Origin of the sequence: Polyangium sp. 6x1, from assembly GCF_029946515.1 — a bacterium.
Lineage (GTDB): Bacteria > Myxococcota_A > Polyangia > Polyangiales > Polyangiaceae > Polyangium.
The window spans coordinates 440,534-462,047 of record NZ_JARZHH010000002.1 but is presented as its reverse complement, the minus strand read 5'-3'; the positions used below and the strand labels follow the sequence as shown (position 1 = coordinate 462,047).

The following is a 21,514-nucleotide window of genomic DNA, read 5'->3' as shown; positions in this document are numbered from 1 at the left end:
ATTCGGAGGCCCGTCAAGGTGAGGGGTTACGGCAAGGGCTCCCCGCGCGCACGAGCACGCGGAAGGAGAGGGCTTCGAGCGGAACGGCGCCGCCGGCGGTGATCTCGATCGTTTCGCCGGAGACGACGTCGACGTAGCTGCCGAGCGGCACGGCGCCGGTCGGCACGGAGACCGGCGCCGTCTTGCGCGCGAAAAACACGAGCACCGGGTCCCCGTCCCCGGCGTCGCGCAGATAAGCATATTCGTCCTTCGTCGCCACGATGGGCCTGCGCGTGCCCGTGCGGAGCGCGGGCGAGCAGCGGCGCAAAGCCCCGAGCTTCCGGACGAGATCCCGCACCTCGGATTGCAGAGGCCCGATCGCCGCGGGATCCGGCATCACCCGGCGCGAGTCCGGATCGCCCGCGCCCGCGAGCGCGATCTCGTCGCCATAATAAAGAACGGGCAGGCCGTGGAGCGTCAGGATGAACGCGAGCGCCATCTTCGCCCGCGCATACACGATCGGTTCGGCGGGCTGCGCGGGTTTGTCGTACCAGGGGTCGTTCGCGGCGTCGCCCGTGACCTCGGAGACGAACCGCGCGGTGTCGTGGTTGTCGATCATGCGGCCGAGCACCGAGCCCGAGCCTTCAATGGCGGCGTCGGTCGAGACGAGGATGTCCTCGAGCTCGGCGAGGCTGCCGCGATCGAGGCCGAACACCTCGCGGAGCTTCCACATGAGCGGAAAATCGAACGCGCCGGAGAGGGTATGCGGTCCGAGGAAATACCGGATGCTCTCGATGCCGGCCGCGCCGGGGCCGGTGAAGACCTCGCCGATCGAGAAGAGCGCGTCCTTGCCCGTCGCGAGGTGATTGAATGCGTGCGTGATCCGGCGCGTGGCCGCGCGCGGCATCATGGGGACGGCGTCGATACGCACGCCGTCCGCGTCGAATTCCTTCATCCAGAAGACGGCGTCGTCGACCTCGGCGCGCATCGAATCGGGATGCTCGAATCGCACGTCGGGCATGTACGAGGTGAACCAGCACGTGGACAACTTCTCGCCCCAGCCGCAGCCCGGCTCGCCGCACACGCATTTGTCGACGCCGTCGTTGAACCAGCCCTTGTTCCGGTTCGCGAGGTATCGCTCGTTGTGCTCGTAGATGTGGTTCGGCACGAGGTCGAAGATCACGCGGATCCCGTGCCGATGCGCCTCGTCGACCATGGCGCGCAGGGCGTCCTCGCCGCCGATCCGCGGCTCGACCCCGCGCGATTCGAGCGGCCAGTAGCCGTGATATCCTTCATAAGGTCGGCCGTCGCCGCGGCCCTCGCGGACCTCGATCGGATTCGTGTAGACAGGCGAAATCCAGAGCGCCGTGACGCCGAGCTCGTCGAACGTGCCGCGTTCGATCTCCGCGCGCACGCCGTCCAGCGTCCCGCCCGCGCGCGAGCCGGATTTGTCCGGAGGCAGCGGCGCGAGGGGCGCGCCGCCGTCGCCCCGGAAACGGTCGATCATGAGGTGATACAAAAGCCCCTCGTGCCACGAGGTTTGCGCCGGATCGATCCACGCGACGGCGATCTCCGGGCTCGCCTCGACCCCGGATTCGTCGGCGCCGCGGAGCGTGAAGGTATGTTTGCCGCGGCCGAGTCCGCGCGCGACGAACGTGAATCGCCCGTCCGCCGCCTGGGCATTCCACGGCAAAATCTCGCCGCCGCCGCGGTGCTCGGCCCGGAGCGACGCGGGGTCGAGCGCGGATCCTTCGGGCGCCGCCAGAAAGACGCCGCTCACCGTGACCTCGTCGCCGGAGACGTCGACCGCATCGACGCGAATCTCGGGCGCGGCGCAGCTCTCGGCAATCGCGAGCGAGACCTCGTCCTCGCCCTTCCACGTGGTCAGCGGATTGAGCCGGTCGAGCGAGCGCTTGCCCCCCTGGACCATGCGGTATCCATACTCCCCGGGAGAAAGATTCAATGGGAGCAGAAACCAACCATCGTCGCGTTGCTCCAAGGGCTTCGCCTCGGCCCAGCCGTCCCAGCTCCCCTCGACACGTATGTCGGCACCCGAGCCGGGCTCGGCCCAGATCACGGTCGCGCAATCGCGCCGCGGGAATTCGGGACCGCCGCAACCCACGGAGGCGAGCCCGAGCGCCAGCACCCATGCGTGAAGGAAGGACGTCGTTCGCATGGCTCCTCGTTATGCGTTACCACACCGGAAGGTCGCTCGTCATGCGTGGAGCACGGGGCGACGCACGAGCGCGGGGGACGGATCGGCTTTCGCCGGTAAGGGGTCTTTGTTCGATTGCGATTCTACCGCCGCGAGCGGGAGAGGGCATACGCGATCCCCGCCTGGAGCGTGCTTCGCGTGGGGACCTTCGCGCCGAAGTCGATGTCGAGCTTCACGAGCGCCTGCGCGACGTCGCCCCGGATACCCGTGATCACGACCTCGGCGCCGAGCAATTCGACCGCGCGGACCGTGTCGAGCAGGCGGCTCGCGACGTGGCTGTCGACGACGCGCACGCCCGTGATGTCGACGATGAGCGCGCGCAGGGCCCGCTTGCTCGCGCCTTCCAGCGCCACGCGCTGGAGATCCTCGGCCCGCGCGGCGTCCACGGTGCCGACGAGCGGGATCACCATGACATTGTCGGTGATCGGCACGAGCGGCGCGGAGAGCTCGGCGAGGCGCGCGCGCTGCATTTCGATCATCGCCTGCTCGAAGCTCGCGCGCTCCGCCTCGGCCTTGGCACGGCGCAAAAGCTCGGCCTGCAGGCCGTCGTTCGCCCGCGCGAGCTCGTCGGTCCGGCGCCGGACGTCGGCGAGGAGGAGCGCATTTTCGAGGGCGATCGCCGCCTGCGACGAGAGCAGCGAGAGCAGCTCGACGCGGTCCTCCGAGAATGCGTCCTCGACGAGGCGGTTTTCGAGATAGAGGATGCCCGAGAGCGCGTCGCGGTGGACGAGCGGCAATCCGAGGAAGGAGCGGGGTGCAGCGACGCCGAGGTGCGGATCGGCCTCGAACGGCGTGCCCGACGCGCCCCGACCCACGACGACGGGCGCGCGCGTGCGCGCGACGTATTGCACGACGCTCGACGCAATGCCGGGGGCCTCGGCGAGCGGGCGCATGGAGCCGACCTCGGCGCCGTCGACCGTCAAGCTGGCGCCGACGAAGAGCTCCCGGTCCCGCGAAAGGACGAGCGCGGCGCGGTCGGCGCCCGCGACCTCGAGCACCGTGCGGAGGAGGCGCTCGAGCAGGCGATCGAGGACGGTTTCGCCGGCAATGGCCTGCGCCGCCCGCACGATGGCAATCGCGTCGAGCGACCTGCCGCCGCGCGACGGCCGCTCGGTGGGGCGCGCCGGTTTGTCCACGGGGCTGCGCCTTGCCTCCTCGGACGTTTTTCCGCCGAAGACCTCGGGGTGCCGCGTTTCGAGGTCGGAGACCTTCGTCGTCGCGCCCCAGCGCGCATACGCGCGCATCGCCGCTTCGAGGTAGGGCCGCGCGAGCCCGGGCCTTCCGCGACCGGAATAATAATGGGCCGCGCGTTCGCAGGCGAGCGCCTCGTGATGAAGGAGCCCGTTTGTCCGGGCCGATTCGATCGCCTCGTCGTAAAGCTCGCGGGCCTCGCCGTGACGCCCCTCCGCTACCTTCACCTCGGCGGAGACGAGGCGATGGAACGGGAGATAGTTGTCCGGAAAAAGTTCGACCCAGGTGCCGAGCTTCGCGTGATACGGCGCGAGGCGCGCCCGGAGGCGCGCGCCCTCGGCCTCGTCCGCGCCGGAGAGGCGCGCCGCAAATGCGAGGGCGACGATGAAGGTGGAGAAGGCCTCCAGGTAGAGCCACATGCCCGCGGCCATGTGCCCCTCGGTGCGCTCGGCCCATTCGAGCGCGCCGTCGAGGTCGCCGTGGAGCAGGCAGAGCTGCGTCCGCAGGGCGTGATGCATGCACGCCGCATATCCGAAATTCGGCTCGATCTTCGCGACGAACCTCGCGTCGTCGAAATCGTCGCCGTCGAACGAGGCCGGCGCGCGCGTGCGCCCATCGAGGGCGTCGAGCATCCGGCCGAACGCGGTAAGCGTGAACGTCGCGAGCGGATCCCGCACGTCCGGCAGGATCCCCGTGGCTTTGCTCCACGCCTCGCGCACCGAGGTGAGCGAATCACCCGCCCAGTACCGCAGGGCGACGCCGAGGTAGAGCGAATAAGAGATGTACGGGACGTCGCCCATTTCGAGGCTGTGGGCGAGCGCGCGATCGACGAACGGGAGCGCGCGCCGGACGGGCTCGAACGGCGTGGAGCACGCGCCGATGGTCCAGGACGTCCGGCCGCGGAGCGCCGCGTTGTCGATGCGATCTTCGAGCAGCACGGCGACGTCGAAGAACGCTCGCGACATCGCCACATCGCCGAGGATCATCGCCAGCATGAGGGCATAGCTGGCGTACGCATACGCCGCGACATCCGCGTGACCGTGCTCGACGCAGGCGGCGACGAGGCGCACGATGACCACGAGATAAAGCGCCTGATCGGCGATGTACGTGGGCGGGACGAGCGCCGTGAGCAGATCGAGCTGCGCGACGACGTGCGGATCCTCGATGCGCGGGGCGCGGGCGAGGTTTTCGGGCGAGCGGCCGCCGACGAGGCGCGCGATTTCGGCGAGCGCCGCGGGGAGCGAAGCGGCCTCGGCCCCTCGCTCGGGCAAAAGGGCGCCGAGCTCGGACAAACCCTCGCGCCCGGCGGCGATGGCGTCCATGTACCGGCCGCGCGAGACCTGGAGGGCGAGGCGCTGCCCGTGCACGCGCGCCCGTTCGAGCGGCGTCCGCGCGTGCGAGAGCGCCTCCGAAAAGAGCGCCTCGGCGCGCTCGGCGTGGCCCTCGATGTACGCGCATTCGGCGCGCGAAGACCAGAGCCCGAGGGCGAACGCGGGGTCTTCCGCGAGCGCGGAGGCCGAGAGGAGGGCGGCGGAGGCGTCGTAGAAATCGACGGCGACACGGAATGCGGCCTGCGATTGCGCCTTGTGGCCCGCCTCGAAGAGCAGGCGCGCGACGAAGAGGCGCTCCGCCTCATCGTCGAGCAGCGACGCGCCCTCGCGATAGTGGTGGGCGATCTCGAAGCGCCGATCGCTGTCGGCGCCGGATTCGGCGCGCATCGAGCGACCCAGGGCGAGGTGCACGCGCGCCCGCTCATCGCCGTCGAGCAGCGCTCGAGCCGCCTCGCGCACCTTCTCGTGCACGAAATGGTAGGTGCCGGTCCCCGGGACGATCATCCCGAGCTCGATCGCCTCGACGAGCGCCGCGGAGAGGTCGGCCTCGGGCATGCCGAGGATCGCCTGGAGTTTGTCCTGCTCGAATCCATGTCCCAGCGCGGCCGCGGCGGCGAGGACGCGGCGCGCGAGCGGCGAGAGCTTGCCAAGCCGCTCGGCCACGAAACGGGCGGTGTCGTCCGGAATGGGCACTTCGAGGATACGCCGTTCGTCCCAGCGAACGGCGTTCGTCACGGGATCGCGATCGACGAGACCCTCGGAGAAAAGGGCGTCGAGCACATGCAGGACGAGGAAAGGATTGCCGCGCGATTTGCGGTGCAGGAGGCGCGCGAGCGCGGCGACCTCGTGCTCGGGCACGGAGAGGACGTCCGCGATGATGCGCCCGACGTCCTCGGCTTCGAGCGGGCCGAGGACGATCTTTTGAAGGGCGACGCCGCGCGCGGCAACGGATGCGAGGAAAACGCCGAGCGGCCGCGCGGGCGCCGTGTCCTCCTCATGGGCCGCGCCGAGGACGAGCAGGCGCGAAAGGCCCTCGTCGGCGAGGACGTCGGCGAGAATGGAGAGCGTGTCGGGATCGGCGCAATCGAGGTCGTCGAAAAAGACGGCGACGAGGGGCCAATGCTCGCAGAAGACACGAAGGAAGACGCCCACGGCGCGCCCCACGCGGCGGCGCGCTTCGGCGGCCCCGAGATCGGGGAGAGAGGGCGATGGTCCGAGAACGAGGGCGACGTCGGGCGCGAGGCCTTCGAGCAAGGCGCCCTGGCCGTCGAGGGCGTCGAGGAGGCGCGCGCGAATTGCATGAAGGCGATCTTCCGGCTCGGTGAGGGCGCGGCGCGCGAGGGCCGTGACGACCTCGCCGAGGGCCGCGCGGGGCGCCGCGCCTTCCTTGGGTTTCGTCGCGACAAACAGGCCGCCCTGCTGGAGGATGCGCTCGCGCCCCTCGGCGACGAGCGTCGATTTGCCAGCGCCGGCCGGGCCCACGACGAGCACGAGCTCGGGCGGGCCGGACATGGCCCGCCGCGCGGAATCGGCCATCGCGCGGGCCTCGGCCTCGCGGCCGAACGTCCTGTCCCAGATTCGCCGATCGTCGGGGCCGTCGCCGGTGCCGAGGGGGAAAGGCGCGGCCGCGGGCCCTTCCCGCAAGAATCGTTCGAGGTCGAGCGCGAGCGCGCGGCCCGTCTGGTATCGATCCGCGGGCGCCTTGGCGAGGAGCTTTTGCGCGATATCGGAGAGCACGCGCGGGACGGCCGCGTCGCGCTCGTGCGCGGGCACGGGCGCGCGCGCGAGGTGCGCGTGGGCGAGCGCCAGGGGATCGGCGGCGGCGAACGGCGGCGCGCCCGTGAGCAATTCATGAAGGACGGCGCCGAGCGAATACAGATCCGCGCGCCCGTCGAAGCCGCGGCTCGAGCGTCGCGTGCGCTCCGGGGCCGCATACGCGAGCGAGGCCTCGCGGGAAGGACCACGCGCGTCAGCCCCGCTGCGCGGGCCGGCGTCGGCGAGGAAGGCGTCGCCCGACGCGGGCTCGACGAGGATCGTCACGGGCGAGAGATCGCCGTGGACGCGGCCCGCGCGGTGGAGCTCGTCGAGCGCGAGGGCGAGCGCGAGCGTGAGGCGCGCGGCCGCCTCGGGGGGTTGCATTCCAGACGCGAGGAGGGCGGCGAGAGTGCTTTGCCCGCGCTCGTCTCCTTTGCCCAGGCGGCTCATGCCGAATTGCTCCTCCGATGCCGTTCGAGTCGCAGAACGAGATCCCCGACGAGGCCCGTCCAGCCCGTCTGGTGCGAGGCCCCGAGCCCCTCGCCGGTGTCGCCGTGGAAGTATTCGTAAAAGAGAAGGTTCTCCCGAAAATGAGGGTCGTTCTGGAAGATGTCGGTGTCGCCGTAGACGGGCCTCTTGCCATCCGGGCCGCGCTCGAAGAGCGCGACGAGGCGGGAGGCGATTTCATCGGCGGCCTCGCGGAGCGTGCGGGGCCCGTGCGTGCGCGTGGCGGGGACGCACAGGACGTCGCCGAAGCCGTGTTCGAGGCGGAGGAGGGAGCGATAGATCATGTATCCGGTCGGCATCCAGACGGGGCCGCGCCAGTTCGAGTTCCCGCCCTTCATGCGGCTCTTCGATTCTCCCGGCTCGTAGCCGACCTCCAATCGGCGTTCGCCCTGCCAAACGACGACGGGTCGCTTCTTGTGCTCCTTCGAGAGGGAGCGGGGGCCGAACGGCGAGAGGAACTCGTCCTCGTCGAAGAGGTGGCCGAGCACGCGTTCGAGCTTGCCAGGCGGGACGGCCGTGAGGACGTACCGGCCATCGGGGCGCTTGACGAGGGCCTCGGCGAGGTGAGGGTTTTTCCCGAGGAACCATTCCATCCGGCGGCGGAAGTTGTCGAGCTTGTGATGGACCTCGGGGCCGATGACGTGGACGGCGAAGAGGGGAATGAGGCCGACCATGGAGCGCACGGGCAGGTGGTGCGGCTGTCCACGGACCGTGAGGATGTCGAAGTAAAACCCTTCGGGGTCGTCCCATAGCGGGATCTCGGGGGGCTCGGCGTGGTGGAAGGTGTAGGCGATGCGCAGGAAATGCTCGAAGAACTTGCTCGCCGCGTCCTCGTACGCGGAGTTTTCCATGGCGAGCTCGAGCGCGATCCGCATGAGGTCGATGCAATACATCGCCATCCACGCGGTGGCGTCGGCCTGTTCGAGCTTCACGCCGGGCGGCGGCGGCTCGCTGCGGTCGATGACGGAGATGTTGTCGAGGCCGAGGAAGCCGCCCTCGAAAACGTTGTTCCCCTCCGGGTCGCGCTTGTTCACCCACCAGGCGAAGTTGATGAGCAGCTTGTGGAACATGCGTTCGAGGAAGAGGCGGTCGCCTTTGCCGCGCTGCTTGCGCTCGATCTTGTAGAGCTGGTAGGCCGCCCAGGCGAGGATCGGGGGATTGAGGTCGCCGAACTCCCATTCGTAAGCGGGGATCTGGCCGTTCGGGTGCTGGTACCACTCCTTGACCATCAGCTTGAGCTGGTTCTTCGCGAGGTCCATGTCGATCGGCGCGAGCGCGAGGGCATGGAAGGCGAGGTCCCAGGCCGCGAACCAGGGGTATTCCCACTTGTCGGGCATGGAGATGACGTCGGCGACCGCGAGGTGCCGGAAATCCTTGTTCCGGCCGCGGAGCCGCTCGGCCGGCGGGGCGATCGCGTCGCCGCGGAACCAGACGTCGACGTCGTAATGGTAAAACTGCATGGACCAGAGCAGGCCCGCGGAGGCCTGGCGCTGGATCGCGCGGCGCTCGTCCGACATGTGGGGGCCTTGAAGTGCGAGGTAAAACGCGTCGGCCTCGGCCTTGCGTTTCGCGAGGAGCTCGTCCGCGCCCTCGAACGGGGCTCGCTCGGGCTCGGGGCAGAGCCGCGCGCGGAGGACGACGCGTCCCCCGGCGGGAACGTCGAACACGCGCCAGGCCGCCGCCTTGGAGCCGCGCCGCGCAGGGTTTGTCCTGGATTCGTCGCCGTGGACGACGCGCGCGTGGAAGGCATCCTTGACGTAGGGCGTGCGCGGCGGCGAGCCGAAAAGGCGCTCGGTGTTGGTCTCGTTGTTCGTGAAGAGGAGCGTCGTGTCGTCGCCCTCGATGTAAAGATGAAATGCACCGAGATCGTGGTGGCTCGCGCGGAGGGAGGAAAACCCCGCGCCGCGCTCGCCTTCGTGGATCTCGGGCGGCGCGATGACGATCTCGTCCCACGACCAGGTGTTGCGGAACCAGAGGTGCGGCAGGACGTGAATCGGGGCGGCCTCGGGGCCGCGGTTCTCGACGGTGACGACTATCAAGATGTCATTCGGCGCGCGCTTCGCGTATTCGACCGTGACGTCGAAGTAGCGACCCTCGTCGTAGAGGCCGAGGTCCCAGGTCTCGAGCTCGGGTTCGTCGCCACCGCGCATTCGATTGCCCGCGACGAGCTCCTCGTAGGGATAACGGCGCTGGGGATATTTGTAGAGGAAGCGGAGGTAGCTCGACGTCGGGGTCGCGTCCTCGTAATGGTGGACCTCCTTGACGTCCTCGCCGTGGTTGCCCTCGGGGCCGGTGACGCCGAAGAGGCGCTCTTTCAGAATGGGATCCCGGCCGTTCCACAGGGCGAGCGCGAGGCAGAGGATCTGCGCGCGATCACAGATCCCCGCGAGGCCGTCCTCGTTCCAGCGATACGCGCGGCTCCGCGCGTGGTCGTGCGGAAAGTATCCCCAGGCGTCGCCGCTCGCGCTGTAGTCCTCGCGGACCGTGCCCCAGGCGCGCTCCGCGACGTAGGGGCCCCAGTCCTTCCAGCGGAGGACGCGCTCGCGTGCCTGAGCCAGTCGATGGTGCTCCTCGGTCCTCCACGCCTGCATGCCTCGAACATATCAGGGTTCGAAGCACCCCCAAGCGCCCGAGGGCGACCGTTCACTCGGTGCGCTGGATGATGTGAAAACCGTAAGCGGTCTCGACAACCTCGCTGATCTCGTTGATCTGGAGCTCGAAGGCGGCGTCCGAAAAGGCCTTGACCATCGCGCCGCGCTCGAACTGGCCGAGATCCCCGCCGCGTTCGGCCGCTCCAGGCTCGTCGGAGCACTCGGTGACGACCGACTCCCACGCCGCGCCCGAGCGGAGCGCACGCAGGCACTCCAGCGCCTTCTGCCTCGCCTCTTCGCGGGTGCGGGAGACGTTCTCCGGGCGCTGCTGCGAGCGCTGGTGCATGACGAGGATGTGCCGGGCGCCGATGCGGGTCGGCAGGCGCGAGATCCGCTGCCGCTCGCGCTCCTCGACGGCCTCGCGCTCGGCCGCCCGCGCAGGGCCGATCGTTTCGAGCCCGCCCCCCGTCCAGTCCGGCCCCGTGGCGAGCGTGGTGCACGCGGGACAGACGAACGCGAGCGCGAGGAGAACGGAAACTCGGCCAGCGGGGGCTGCCATGGGGCGGGAACGTGGACCAGGGGCCGCGGGCGCGCAAGGGGGTTCGGGGCGTAGATCGGCTTGTCCGAGCGTAGCCCCGAGCGTCGAAAGGTTCAGGGGGGCTCGTCTGGTACGATGGAGGCGTGCCGCTGCTCGACGTGGTCCTCGGCTACGACTGCAACCTCGCGTGTACCTACTGCACGATCACCGAGGCGATGCGGCGTCGCGCGCTGTCCACGGAGCAGGTGGCCCGGGAGATCGATCGGGCCGCCACACGAGGTTTCCGCGATGTCGCGTTCACCGGAGGCGAGCCGACGATCCGGAGCGATCTGCCCGCGCTCGTGCGGTACGCGAAGAAGCGCGGGTTCGAGCACGTGAAGGTCGCGTCGAACGGCCTAAGGTACGCGCACGCGCCGTACCTGGAGATGCTCGTGGACGCAGGCGTCGATCAGTTCCACGTGTCGATGCACGCGATGGCCGACGCGGCCTACGAGGAGACGGTGCAACGCGAAGGGACGGCGGAGCTGCGGCGGAAGGCGATCAAGAACTTGGTCGCGCGCAGGCTCGATCCGATCGCGGATCTGATCCTGAAGGAGGATACGTACCGGGACGTGCGCGGCTGGGTCGAAGGGCTCTTCGCGCAGGGGATCCGGCAGTTCCGGCTCTGGCTCGTGTCGCTGACGGACAACAATCGCGGGAACGTGCACCAGCTCCCACGGCTCACGGACGTGGCCGCGAAGGCGCGCAACGCGTTCGAGGCGGCGCGAGAAGGAGGCTACGAGGTGCACGCGCTGCACATCCCGCGCTGCTTTTTGCCGGGGTACGAGGATCACGTGCGGCACCCGGGCGCGGACCTCGTGCGGGTCGTGACGCCGGACGAGGTGTTCGATCTGAAAAACTCGCGCCTCACGGGCGGCGTGAAGCCCGCGGGGTGCGAGGGCTGCCGGTTCTTCGATGCGTGCCCGGGGCTCAGGCCCGACTACGTGGAGCGCTTCGGCGGGGACGAGGTCAACAGCGTGCCGGCGTGAGACGGAGACTCCGCCTTCGGGGCCGCGTCCTCGCCGTGGGGCGTGCCGCCGCCGGGCAGATCGAGGTCGTCGAGGCCCGCGAGGACGGAGAGCGAGACGGGGTGGTACGGCGGTCGCGGGGTGATGGGCTTGTCGACGTCGCCGCCGCGCTCGTGCACGAGGCGCGCGCAGAGCGCGAGGCACCACTTGCCCTGGCACCAGCCAGTTCCGAAGCCGGTGTATCGCTTGACCGACTCGATGTCGCGGTAGCCACGCTCGAAGGCCGCTTCGAGCTCGTGGAGCGTCACGTCCTCACAGCGGCAAACCAGGGTTTTCATGCGCGAACCTCTCGCGGGATGGTAGCGCCCCCCCGGGGGGATCGGCTATACGGGGGGCATGCCTCAGAAACCGCAAGTTCGTGCCAAAGAGAAGGTTCGCCAGACGCGCAGGCTCGCCCGCTGGCGCGCGAAGAAGGCCGCCGAAGCCCAGGCGCAGCAGACCCCCGCGCCGAAGCCGGCCTCCTGAAGTCACGTCCGTGCCGTGCGTCCCCGCGCGCACGGCACCGGACGGACGCCCTCTCGGATGCACCGAGCGCGCGTGTTCACGCCGCGCGCCGAAAAACTTCATTCCATCTCGCCGCTGTCCGCTTCGGCGTCGGTCGCCTCGGACGCATCGGACGGCGCCTTGCCCTTCTTTCGCTCGGCCCGGAGCGTGGCCATCTCCGCGCGCGACGGGTTGATCACGAGGAAGCCGTGATCCGCGTCGAGCAGCGCGACGTCGCCGGGGGACGCCCACTGGAAGAGGCCCTCGACCTGCGTGATCGACGGTACGCCGAGCAGCCGCAAGAGCACGGGCGTGCGAGGATCCGAGGCGCGCTCGCTGAGCACGACGCCCACGGGATGCGTGCGCGCCGAGACGACGAGGTCGAACACGGTGAGCCGATCGCCGATGAGCACCGCCTTCGTCGGCAGCTCCGCGCGCGCGTCGGGCGTCGCGAGCATGACGAGCGCGTCGCAGAGGTCTTCCATGTCGCGCGCGCGCTCCTGCAGGAAAGGATCACCGACGATGCCGTTCGCCGCGCGGACACCCTCGCGCGCGACGAGGCCGAGCGCCTGCGCGACGCCGTGGCCCTCGGCGACGAGCTCGAACGCGCGCTGACGGAGGCGCAGGTCGCCGATCATGAGCTCGTACGTGGAGAGGAACGCAGCCTCGCGCGAGAGGCCGAGCTTGCGCGCGCGGGCGACGAGCGTCGAGAGCGCCTTCTCGGCCGCGCCCCAGGCCCCACGGAGGAGCTTCGGATCCTCGCCCGTGGCCTTGCGTTGCGGTGAGGTGGCCGGGCGGCGCAGGGCCGCGACCGCGCCGAGCGAGCGGCCCGGGACCGAAGGGACGCCGGGGAGCGTGACCTTGCGGGTGCCGCCGCCCGTGCGGCGGAGCTTCTTGTCGCGCAGCTCTCGGAGGACCTCGGCGTGGCGGATCGCCGAGGCGATCGGCGCCGTGAGCGCGACGAGGAGCCGGACGTCGCTCGGGCGGTAGGCCTTGTCGCCCGAGCGTTGCACGACGATCGCGCCGAGCACGCGGTCGAAGCCGAGGATCGGAACGGCGAGGAAGACGGGGTAGCGGTCCTCGTCGATGAACGGAAATGCGCGCCAGCGCTGATCCCCGGGCGCCTTCACGACGGCGACGGGCCGCCGGGTCGCGACGGCCGTGCCCGTGAGGCCCTCGCCGACGGACAGGCGCACGGTGCCGCGCGCGCCCACGGGAAAACCGACGTTGCCGCGGAGGACGAGCGCGTTGCCGTCGCCTTCGAGCAAGTAGAGCGAGACGATCTCGGCCTGGACGATGGCGCTGATGCGCTTGGGGGCCTCGTCGAGGAGGACCGAGAGCGGCATCGGTTTGGCCACAAACGAAACGAAGTCGAGGACGCGGTCGAGGCGGACCTCGCGGCGCGTCGGGTTCTGCGACTCGGGCGGCGGGGGCAAGGTCGAGACCACCGGCATCACGGCGGGTTCGCTTGCGAGGACTTCGTCGGAGGGACGCGACGGCATTCGGGCCGTACCATACCAGGAGGGACGGTCTTGGAAAGCGGTCGCAGGAGGTCCCGATCAAGCGCGGGACGAGCGTAAGTCGACAGGCCCATCGAGGGGCGGGCGCTGCATCTCACCGATCGACGAGCAGCGCGCAAACGGTGCGCGTTCGAGGACGGCGCGCACGAGGGCACCGTCGTTCGACGAGCCCACGGCCGTGACGAACGGGGCCCACGGAGCGAGGAGGCGGGGCACGTCGCAGGGCGCGAGCGCGACGACGTGAACGACGCGCGCAGCCGGAGGCAAGACGAGCGCTCGCGGAGAAGGATCGAAGCCGACCGCATGCGAGGGGCGCGCGAGGAAGAGGCCGACGGCTTCCATGGTGGCGCCGTACAGCGCAATGTCCGCGGCGAGCGCAGGATCGAGGGGGCCACGAGGGACACGCGCGGCGGCGCGGGAGAGGGCGGCGTCGAGCGCTTGGACAAACGCTTCCGCGCGAGATGCACGGCCCTCGACGAGCACGAAGCGCGGGGACAAACAGCCGCGCTGATCGAAGGGGACGACGTCCCACGCGAGGGCCTCGGCGGCGTCGTCGAGCGCGGCGTTTTCGCCGACGACCGCGAGCCCGAGGCCGGTTCCATGTCCCCGCACGGAAATGCCCGCCGGGAGGCCACGGGTGACGGCTTCGATCGAAGCGTCCGAGCCGTACACGTGCAGCTCGTCGCCCGGCGCGGGCGTGATGGATGCGGCGCGCGTGAGGGAGGCGTGGTGCGTCCGGACGAACGCTTCGTCGGCGGAGAGCGCGCGGACGAGGAGGTCGGTGACCACGGGATCACGGCGCGAGGGACGGACGACGACGTCGGGCGAGGTCGCCGCGGCGAGCGCGAGCGCGCGGAGCGGCGCGGTGCAGACGTTCGCCGCGAGGACGACGTGGCAGCGGGGAGCGCGGCCCGTACGCGTGAGGAGCGTGTCGAGCTCGACGTCGGTCGGATGCGTCTCCAGATGCGCGGAGAGCGCGAGCTCGACGCCCTTCGGATCGAGGCCGGTGACCGCGGGCAAACGCGCCCGCGCCTCGGCGCCGAGCGGATCGTTCGGGTCCTGGATCCTCCTGCCCGCGGCGATCACCCGGAGGACACGCGCCCTCGCCTCGGCCTCGGCGCTCATGACGAACCGCGCGAGAGGACCTCGTCGATCGCGAGCGAGCATCCTCGCGGCGTGGCGCCCGGCGCGCGACCGAAGAGCTCGATCCCTTCGTCGGTGACGCGCCCGAGGTCCGACGTCTGGATCGCCACGGACGAGTCGACGTTCGCGAGGTCGACGAACCGCAGGATGCCCGTCTCGCCCGGCGCGCGTGGCGCGAGCGTCGCGGGATCGACGGCCGTCACGCGCATCCACGGCGGCGGCACGTACACGCCGTGGCGCGACGGGGAAAACGCGCCGAGCGCGGCGGCGAGCGTGCCTTCGTAGAGCTGGCTCGACAGCTCGGTCATGCCGTACTCGCCCACGACGTGGGCCTCGGGGACGCCGAACAGGGCGGCGATCGCGCGCCGGAGCTCGTTCGGCTCGACCTCGCGCGAGCGACCCTTGAAGCCGCCGGTCTGCATGACGCGGCTGCCGGGCGGAAGCGTGAGGTCCCGGGCCCCGGCGCCGTCGAGCAGATGCACGAACGCGAACGACGCGCCCAGCACGAGCGCAGGCTTGCCCGCGGCGCGCGCTTCGGCCGTGGCCCGCGCCGCGCCTTCGATGTCGAGCACGCCGCCGCGCACGTGGAAGCTCACAGGGCCGCCGAGCTCGTGGGCGAAGAGATCGAGCATGAAGCCGAGCGACGAGTCGGCGACCTCCTCGACCGACGGCGCGAGCACGAGAACGCCAAGGTCTTGACGATCGGGCCAGAGCATCCGCTCGCCCCAGCGAAGCGCGACGAGCTCGTACGTCGCCGTGGTGCGGAACGGATGCTCGCCGCGCGCCTCCTTGCCCTGCGACGTGCCGCTCGTCCGGAACACGAGCGTGTCCTCGTCGGGCGCATGCGCGGCGATGCGCGCGAGCCGGAAGACGTCGCAAGGGAGCGCGGGGATCACGGAGGCGTCACGCGCGGTCGCGAGATCGATGCCCCGCGCGCGGACGAGGCGGCCGAGGGCAGGCACGTGCGCGGCCTGGAAACGCGCGAGCGCGAGCGCGAGGTCGTCGAAGGGCTCGGGCGGCGCGCCGCGAAGGCTCCCAGAGGCGAACGCCCGCACGCGCTCATGCAGCGCTTCGCTCGTAGGCCGTACCGTCACGCGGCGATTGTTAGCAGGAGCGAGGCAAGGCCGCCAAGCGAGCGGCCTTCGGTCGAACCGTCAGCCGAGCGACGCCTTCATCGCGTTCGCCGCCGCCGTGAGTTGCTCCTCGGCGATCGTGAGCGGCGGGGTCCAGGTGATCACCTCCCCCTTCTGTCCGCCCGTGATGACCACGTAACCGGCCTCGAGCATGCGCCGCATCGTCTGCAAGGCGAGCGCGCCGCTCTCGAACGCGACGCCGAGCATCAAGCCCTCGCCGCGCACCTCGACGACGCCCGGCGCGTCCGCGAGCACCGCCGTGAGGTACTCCTTCGTCCGCGCGCCGATCTCGCGCGTCTTGTTGACGAGCTGCCGGAACCGGAGCGAGTCGAGCGTGGCGATCGCCGTCGCGCACGCGAGCGGCGCTCCTGCGTGCGTGGACGTATGCACGACCTCGCCCTCGCGCGCCCACGCCTGCATGATCTCGTCGGCCGCGATGCACGCCGCGATCGGCAAGCCTCCGCCGAGGCCCTTGCCGAACACGAGCACGTCGATCGCAGCGCCCACCGAGGTCGATCGCACCATCGCGCCCGAACGACCGAGGCCCGTCCAGATCTCGTCGGCGATCACGAGCGCGCCGTGCCGATGCGCGAGCTCGCAGAGGTCCCGCAAGAACCTCTCGGGCGGCACGACGATGCCGCCGCGGCCGAGGATCGGCTCGACCAGCACCGCGCCGACGTTGCCCGCCGCGAGCGCCTTCTCCACGGCGCCGAGCGAGCGATCGAGATCGGCCTCCGCCGCGGGGTACGGCGCGAACGAGACGTGCGGGTTGAGCTGGAGGTTGAACGGCTCGCGATAACTCTCGCGCAGCCCGAGCACGGCGAGCGGCCCGTAACCGAGGCCGTGGTAGGCGCCCTCGAAGGCGACGACGCCGGGTTTGCCCGTGGCGAGCGTCACCGTCTTCAGCGCGGCCGTGATGGCGTCGCTGCCGCTCTGGCAGAGCAGCACGCGCGGCGACACGCCCGGGTGCAGCGACGCGAGCCGCTCGAGCAACGCGACCTTGATGTCGGCGGCGTACACGTCGCCGAGCGCCTGGATGAGCCGATCGGATTGCGCCTCGATCGCGCGCGTCACGCTCGTCGCGCCGTGCCCGAGCAGGAGGGATCCGAAGCCGGCCACGAGATCGACGTAGCGGTTGCCGTCGACGTCGAACAGGTTCGCGCCCTTGCCCGAGGCGAGGACGATCGGCGCCATCTCCGCGCCGCTCGTCTCCTCGCGTGTCTTGCGTCGCGTCCCGAACGCGGGGCACTCGACGCGTTCGAGCCTGCCGAGGAGGCTACGCGACGCAGGGCCCGGAGGCGGCACACGGATCTCGGGGAGTTGATCTCCCGTCAGTTCCTCTGCGGGGGCGGGAAACTCGCTCAGGGGCATGTCGTTTCACCTAGCACGCACGAGCGTGGCGAGCAGGCGTGGACGCGAGCGTCGTCCGGTCGGCCCAAGGACCTCGGGGCTACGAGCACAGCCTGTTTCGCCCGGTCCTCTTCGCCATGTAGAGCTTTTCGTCGGCGCGCTTGATGAGGTCCTGCGCCGAACGATCACTCTCCTGCAGGAGCGCGGCGCCGAGGCTGATCGTCACCTTGATGCTGTCGGCTTGAAAAACGAACGCGTTGTCCGCGACCTTCTGCCGCAGCGTCTCGCCGAGCGCGATGGCGCCCTCGAGCGACGTCTCGGGCAGGACGATCGAGAACTCCTCGCCGCCGTACCGCGCGAAGACCTCGTCGCGGCGGATGCGCGACTGCACGACGCGCGCGACCTCCTTCAGCACGTAGTCGCCCGCGAGGTGGCCGTGCACGTCGTTGATGCGCTTGAAGTGGTCGATGTCGAACATCAGGATCGACAGATCCCGATCGTGCCTGCGGCCGCGGATGATCTCGCGCTCGAGGGCCTCGTAGAGGTAGCGCTTGTTGTAGATCTGCGTGAGACCATCGATGATGGTCATCCGGTAGATCTCTTCGTGGTACTGCGCCTCGACGTCGGCGCCGGAGAGGAACTTGAAGATCGTCGGGCCAATCTTCACGCGGTCGCCGTTCTTCAGGACGACCTCGCGCGAGATCTGCTCGTCGTTGCAGTACGTGCCGTTCGTGCTGCCGTCGTCGACGACGACCCAGTAGCCACCCTGCTGGCGGAACTGCGCGTGGCGCCGCGACACCGAGTCGCCGTCGAGGACCACCTGGTTGTCCGCGCCGCGACCGACCCGCGTGGGGTTGTGCTCGAGCACGAAGCGCTTGCCGAGCAGCGTCGGCTCCTTCGTGTAAATGACGACGAGACAGTCGGTCCCGAGCCGAGGCGCCTCACCCCCACCCGGCGGGGGCTGCACCACCGTGGTAACGCGAGTCTTTTCGTCGAAGTCGTTCACGCGGTTTCAGCCCGGTTTGCCTGCTACTTCGGTCACGTCGGGAAGCAATCGAAGCGGGGCCCCTCGGAAGATGCCCGTTCCAAGCTCAATCACCCGGATCCAGCCGATCTTCCAGCTTCAGCGTATCCATCCCCCCGCGCAGGCGTCAAGGTGAATTCGATTACTGGGTTTCGTCCTCGCCGCGTCTCGGCTCGGGAGCCTGGTTGCCCAGGCGCCACGGCGAGGCTTGCGACATTGTTGTGCGACGATTGTACGAATGCAAGGCGCCGACTCCGGACAGCAGCGACGGACTCGTGCGCCCGGAACACTTCGAAGAAGCACCTCAAGCTGTGAGGCCTCGCGCCGCGCTCGCGCGTGATGCGCGTTCCGCCCGCGCGGGCCGTCGATCCGGCGCGCCCGACGGCAACGTCGCGAGCAGCCGACCGTGGTCGAAGACCCACATTTCACCGGGTTTGCCCAGCGTCCACGTCTCGTTCTTCGTGAGCGGCGCCGTCGCCACGACCGCCACGCGATCCCGCGGCGTGGTCACGGCCGAGAAGTCGACCGCGACGTCGTCGTCCGCGAGGTGCGCGAGGCCAAACGGTGCCTTTCGGATGATGTAGCAGAGCCGCGTGCCGCAACGGGCAAACAGGTGCCGACCATCCCCGAGCAGGAAGTTGAACGTGCCGTCTTTCGCGATACGCGCGCCAGCGTCCGCCACGACGCGCCAGAGCTCGCTCGGCTTGCGCGGATAATCGTCGAACGTGCGGCGCAGCTCCTCGAGCAGCACGCAGAAGGCGTACTCGCTGTCGGTCGTGCCGATCGGGGTGAAGCGGCCGAGCTTGCGCTGCTTCACGCGCGGCAGCGTGCCGTTGTGCGCGAAGACCCAGTGCCGGCCCCAGAGCTCACGCGCGAACGGGTGCGTGTTCGCGAGGCTCGTGGGCCCGCGCGTCCGCTTGCGGACGTGGCCGATCGCCAGCATCGTCTTGATCGGGTTTTGCGAGAGGAACCGCGCGAGCGGGCTCTCGGCCGCCGGCGTCGGTTCGAGGAACACACGCGCCGCGTACCCCTCGTAAAACGACAGGCCCCAACCGTCCGCATGCGGACCCGTCTTCCCACCTCGCTGGCACAAGCCGGCGAACGAGAAGACGATGTCCGTGGGGACGTTGCACTCCATCCCGAGTAGCTCGCACATCTCCGCGCGTCCGGGAGTATAGGCGAAACTCAGCGCGCCGCGACGGCCGCCGCGGCCTCGTTCGCCTGCCGCACGCAGTCGGGGATGCCGACGCCGTCGAACGCCGCGCCCGCGAAGTGGAGGCCCGGGAGCCCACGCGCGATGTCGCGGATGCGCCGGATCCGCGCCGCGTGCCCCACGATCGGCTGCGCGTTCGCCTGGTCGTACCGGAAAACACGCGCGAGCATGGGCGCGGCGCGGACGCCGATGAGCGAGCCGAGCTCCTCGCGCGCGAGCGACACGAGCGCCTCATCGCTCGCCCGGAGCGCGCCCGGATCCCGGTGCCCGCCCACGAACACGCGCACGAGCGCCGCGTCTTGCGGGGCGCGCGCCGTCCACTTGCTGGAGATGAACGTCGCCGCGAGGATGCGGCGCCGCTCTTCCTTGGGGATCACCACGCCCACCGCGTCGAGCGGGTGCGGGACGTCGGGCCGCGCGTACGCGAGCACGACCGTGCCCGTCGAGAGGTACGGGATGCCGCGGAGGAGCGCGCCAAGCTCCGCGTCGACGCCGCCGAGCGCGTTCGCCGCCGCGTGCGCGGGCGCCGCCATCACCACGTCGTCGGCCTCGATCGACTCGGTCTGCCCGTCGCGCGCGCCGAACCGCACGACCCAGCGCGGAGGGGCGCTCGCATCCGCGCCGCTCGATCGCTCGACCGACACGACGGGCGCGCCCACGCGGATGTCGCCGCCCGCCTTCTCGATGCGCCGGACGAGCGCCTCGATGAGCTCGCCCATGCCCCCGAGGAGCGAATGGAACGGGCTCGGCGGCGGCCCCTTCGTCGCGGGTTTCTTCCGACGCTCGGCGAGCGCGCCGCGGATCAGGCTGCCGTGACGATCTTCGAGATCGGCGAGCTGCGGGAAGGTGCTGCGGACGCTGAGCAGATCGACGTCGCCCGCGTAGATGCCGCCGAGAAGCGGCTCGCCGAGCACGTCGAGCGCCTCCTGCCCGAGGCGCCTGCGCAAAAAACTCCCGATCGACTCGTCGCCCTTCTCCTTCGGGCGCTGCGGCAAGACGAGGTCGAGCGCCATGCGGGCCTTGCCCGGCAGGCTGAAGAGCGGCGTCCGCGCGAACGGCAAGAAGCGCGTGGGCACGGCGAGCACGAGTCCCTCCGGCATCGTGTGCAGCGCGCCGCGGCGCGGGATGTACACGCGGCGGTTCTTCGGCGTCGTACCAATCAGCCGCTCGCCGAGGCCGAGCTCCTTACAGAGATCCGTGGCGAAGGGTTTGGCGGCGACGAACGAGTCGGGCCCGCCGTCGATCACGAATCCGCCTTCGCGCTCGGTCTGGATGTTGCCGCCGAGCCGCGGCTGCGATTCGAGCAGCGTGACCTCGAACCGCTGGTCTTTGTGCGCGGAGAGCAAGCGGTAGGCGACGACGAGCCCCGTCACGCCGCCGCCGACCACGACGACGCGGCGAGCGCTCACGTCGCGCCCTCGTGCCGGTATTCGTGGATCACGTCGACGAGCGCCTTCACGTGATCGACCGGCGTCTGCGGCACGATCCCGTGCCCCAGGTTGAAGATGTGCCCCGGCCTGCCGGCGGCCTGCGCGAGCACGGACCGCGCGCGCGTCGCGGCCACGGCGGGCGGGGCGCAGAGCAAGAGCGGATCGAGGTTGCCCTGGATCGCGCGATCGTAGCCGATGCGCTTCCACGCCTCGCCGAGCGGCAAACGCCAGTCGACGCCGATCACCGTGCCTCCACAGTCGCGCTGCGCTTCGAGCAGCGTCGACGTGTTCGTGCCGAAGTGGATCACCGGCACGCCCGTCTTCTCCACGCTCTGCAGGATGCTCTTCACGTGCGGCGCCACGTGCGTCTGGTAGTCCTCGGGCGAAAGCGCGCCGATCCACGAGTCGAAGAGCTGCACCGCCTGCGCGCCGGCCTCCACCTGCGCGTGCAGGTAGCGCCGGACGACCTCGGAGATCTTGCCCATGAGCAGGGAGAACGACGCGGGATCGCCCCACATGAGCTGCTTCGTGCGGAAGTAATCCGACGATTTGCCGCCCTCGACGAGGTAACTCGCCATCGTGAACGGCGCGCCCGCGAAGCCGATGAGCGGCGTCTTGCCGTCGAGCTCGCGCCGGATCAGGCGAATCGCTTCGAGCACGTAGCCGAGCCCTTCCTCCGGCTCGAACACGCGCATCCGATCGATGTCCGCGCGATCGCGCACCGGCGCGTGGATCACGGGGCCCTCGCCCTTCTCGAACGAGAACGGCGCGCCCATCGGTTCGAGCGGCAAGAGGATGTCCGCGAACAGGATGGCGGCATCGACGCCGAGCCGCAGCGGCTGCAGCGTGACCTCGAGCGCGAGCTCCGGCGTCTTGCAGATCTCGAGCAGCGTGTGTTTTTCCCGAAGCGCGCGGTACTCCGCCATGTAGCGGCCGGCCTGTCGCATGAACCAGACGGGCGTGACGTCCGTCACCTCGCGGCGGCAGGCGCGCAAAAACCGATCGAACATGGCCGAACAGTGACCTCGGGCCCCGTCCGTGGCA

15 protein-coding genes are annotated in these 21,514 nt (G+C 70.2%); 2 read left to right on the top strand and 13 right to left on the bottom strand.

Annotated features, from left to right (window positions below; genetic code table 11):
* Positions 1-13: 13 nt before the first annotated feature.
* The 4 genes from QHF85_RS04755 to QHF85_RS04740 form a co-directional block, all read right to left on the bottom strand.
* Complete coding sequence (locus QHF85_RS04755; protein ID WP_281325841.1) at positions 14-2,155, bottom strand: alpha-amylase family glycosyl hydrolase; 2,142 nt, start codon at positions 2,153-2,155, stop codon at positions 14-16.
* A gap of 122 nt (positions 2,156-2,277) precedes the next feature.
* Positions 2,278-6,921, bottom strand: coding sequence for an AAA family ATPase (locus tag QHF85_RS04750; protein ID WP_281325840.1), 4,644 nt, complete (start codon positions 6,919-6,921; stop codon positions 2,278-2,280).
* Positions 6,918-9,569 (bottom strand): glucosidase, encoded by a 2,652-nt coding sequence (locus QHF85_RS04745; protein ID WP_281325839.1) that lies wholly within the window; start codon positions 9,567-9,569, stop codon positions 6,918-6,920. The genes QHF85_RS04750 and QHF85_RS04745 overlap by 4 nt, the downstream gene beginning before the upstream one ends.
* 52 nt (positions 9,570-9,621) lie before the next feature.
* Positions 9,622-10,128 carry a peptidylprolyl isomerase gene (locus QHF85_RS04740; protein WP_281325838.1) on the bottom strand — a complete coding sequence of 169 codons (507 nt, stop codon included), beginning with the start codon at positions 10,126-10,128 and terminating at the stop codon, positions 9,622-9,624.
* A 122-nt stretch (positions 10,129-10,250) separates the two neighbouring features.
* Here QHF85_RS04740 and QHF85_RS04735 point away from each other — a divergent pair, with 122 nt between their 5' ends.
* On the top strand, positions 10,251-11,135 hold the full coding sequence (locus QHF85_RS04735; protein WP_281325837.1) for a radical SAM protein: 885 nt from the start codon (positions 10,251-10,253) through the stop codon (positions 11,133-11,135).
* On the opposite strand, the gene QHF85_RS04730 is transcribed toward QHF85_RS04735, so the two are convergent.
* Positions 11,087-11,452: a (2Fe-2S)-binding protein gene (locus QHF85_RS04730; protein ID WP_281325836.1), complete on the bottom strand. Its 366-nt coding sequence runs from the start codon at positions 11,450-11,452 to the stop codon at positions 11,087-11,089. The genes QHF85_RS04735 and QHF85_RS04730 overlap by 49 nt on opposite strands.
* A 58-nt stretch (positions 11,453-11,510) precedes the next feature.
* Between QHF85_RS04730 and QHF85_RS04725 the strand changes: the two genes are divergently transcribed.
* Positions 11,511-11,639, top strand: coding sequence for a hypothetical protein (locus QHF85_RS04725; RefSeq protein ID WP_281325835.1), 129 nt, complete (start codon positions 11,511-11,513; stop codon positions 11,637-11,639).
* A 98-nt stretch (positions 11,640-11,737) separates the two neighbouring features.
* Here QHF85_RS04725 and QHF85_RS04720 read toward each other — a convergent pair whose 3' ends face one another.
* The 8 genes from QHF85_RS04720 to hemE form a co-directional block, all read right to left on the bottom strand.
* Positions 11,738-13,159: a GAF domain-containing protein gene (locus tag QHF85_RS04720; protein WP_281325834.1), complete on the bottom strand. Its 1,422-nt coding sequence runs from the start codon at positions 13,157-13,159 to the stop codon at positions 11,738-11,740.
* Positions 13,160-13,216: 57 nt separating this feature from the next.
* Positions 13,217-14,302, bottom strand: coding sequence for an acyl-CoA reductase (locus tag QHF85_RS04715; protein ID WP_281325833.1), 1,086 nt, complete (start codon positions 14,300-14,302; stop codon positions 13,217-13,219).
* Positions 14,299-15,414 (bottom strand): acyl-protein synthetase, encoded by a 1,116-nt coding sequence (locus QHF85_RS04710; RefSeq protein ID WP_281325832.1) that lies wholly within the window; start codon positions 15,412-15,414, stop codon positions 14,299-14,301. Before QHF85_RS04710 ends, QHF85_RS04715 begins: the two co-directional genes overlap by 4 nt.
* Before the next feature lie 60 nt (positions 15,415-15,474).
* Positions 15,475-16,824, bottom strand: coding sequence for an aspartate aminotransferase family protein (locus tag QHF85_RS04705; protein WP_281325831.1), 1,350 nt, complete (start codon positions 16,822-16,824; stop codon positions 15,475-15,477).
* A gap of 79 nt (positions 16,825-16,903) precedes the next feature.
* Positions 16,904-17,809 (bottom strand): GGDEF domain-containing protein, encoded by a 906-nt coding sequence (locus QHF85_RS04700; RefSeq protein WP_281325830.1) that lies wholly within the window; start codon positions 17,807-17,809, stop codon positions 16,904-16,906.
* A gap of 322 nt (positions 17,810-18,131) precedes the next feature.
* Positions 18,132-18,983 carry a class II glutamine amidotransferase gene (locus QHF85_RS04695; protein WP_281325829.1) on the bottom strand — a complete coding sequence of 284 codons (852 nt, stop codon included), beginning with the start codon at positions 18,981-18,983 and terminating at the stop codon, positions 18,132-18,134.
* Between the two features lie 29 nt (positions 18,984-19,012).
* Positions 19,013-20,449: a protoporphyrinogen oxidase gene (gene hemG, locus QHF85_RS04690; RefSeq protein ID WP_281325828.1), complete on the bottom strand. Its 1,437-nt coding sequence runs from the start codon at positions 20,447-20,449 to the stop codon at positions 19,013-19,015.
* Entirely contained in the window at positions 20,446-21,480 is a 1,035-nt protein-coding gene (gene hemE / locus QHF85_RS04685; RefSeq protein ID WP_281325827.1) for a uroporphyrinogen decarboxylase, read from the bottom strand. Before hemE ends, hemG begins: the two co-directional genes overlap by 4 nt.
* Between the last annotated feature and the right edge of the window lie 34 nt (positions 21,481-21,514).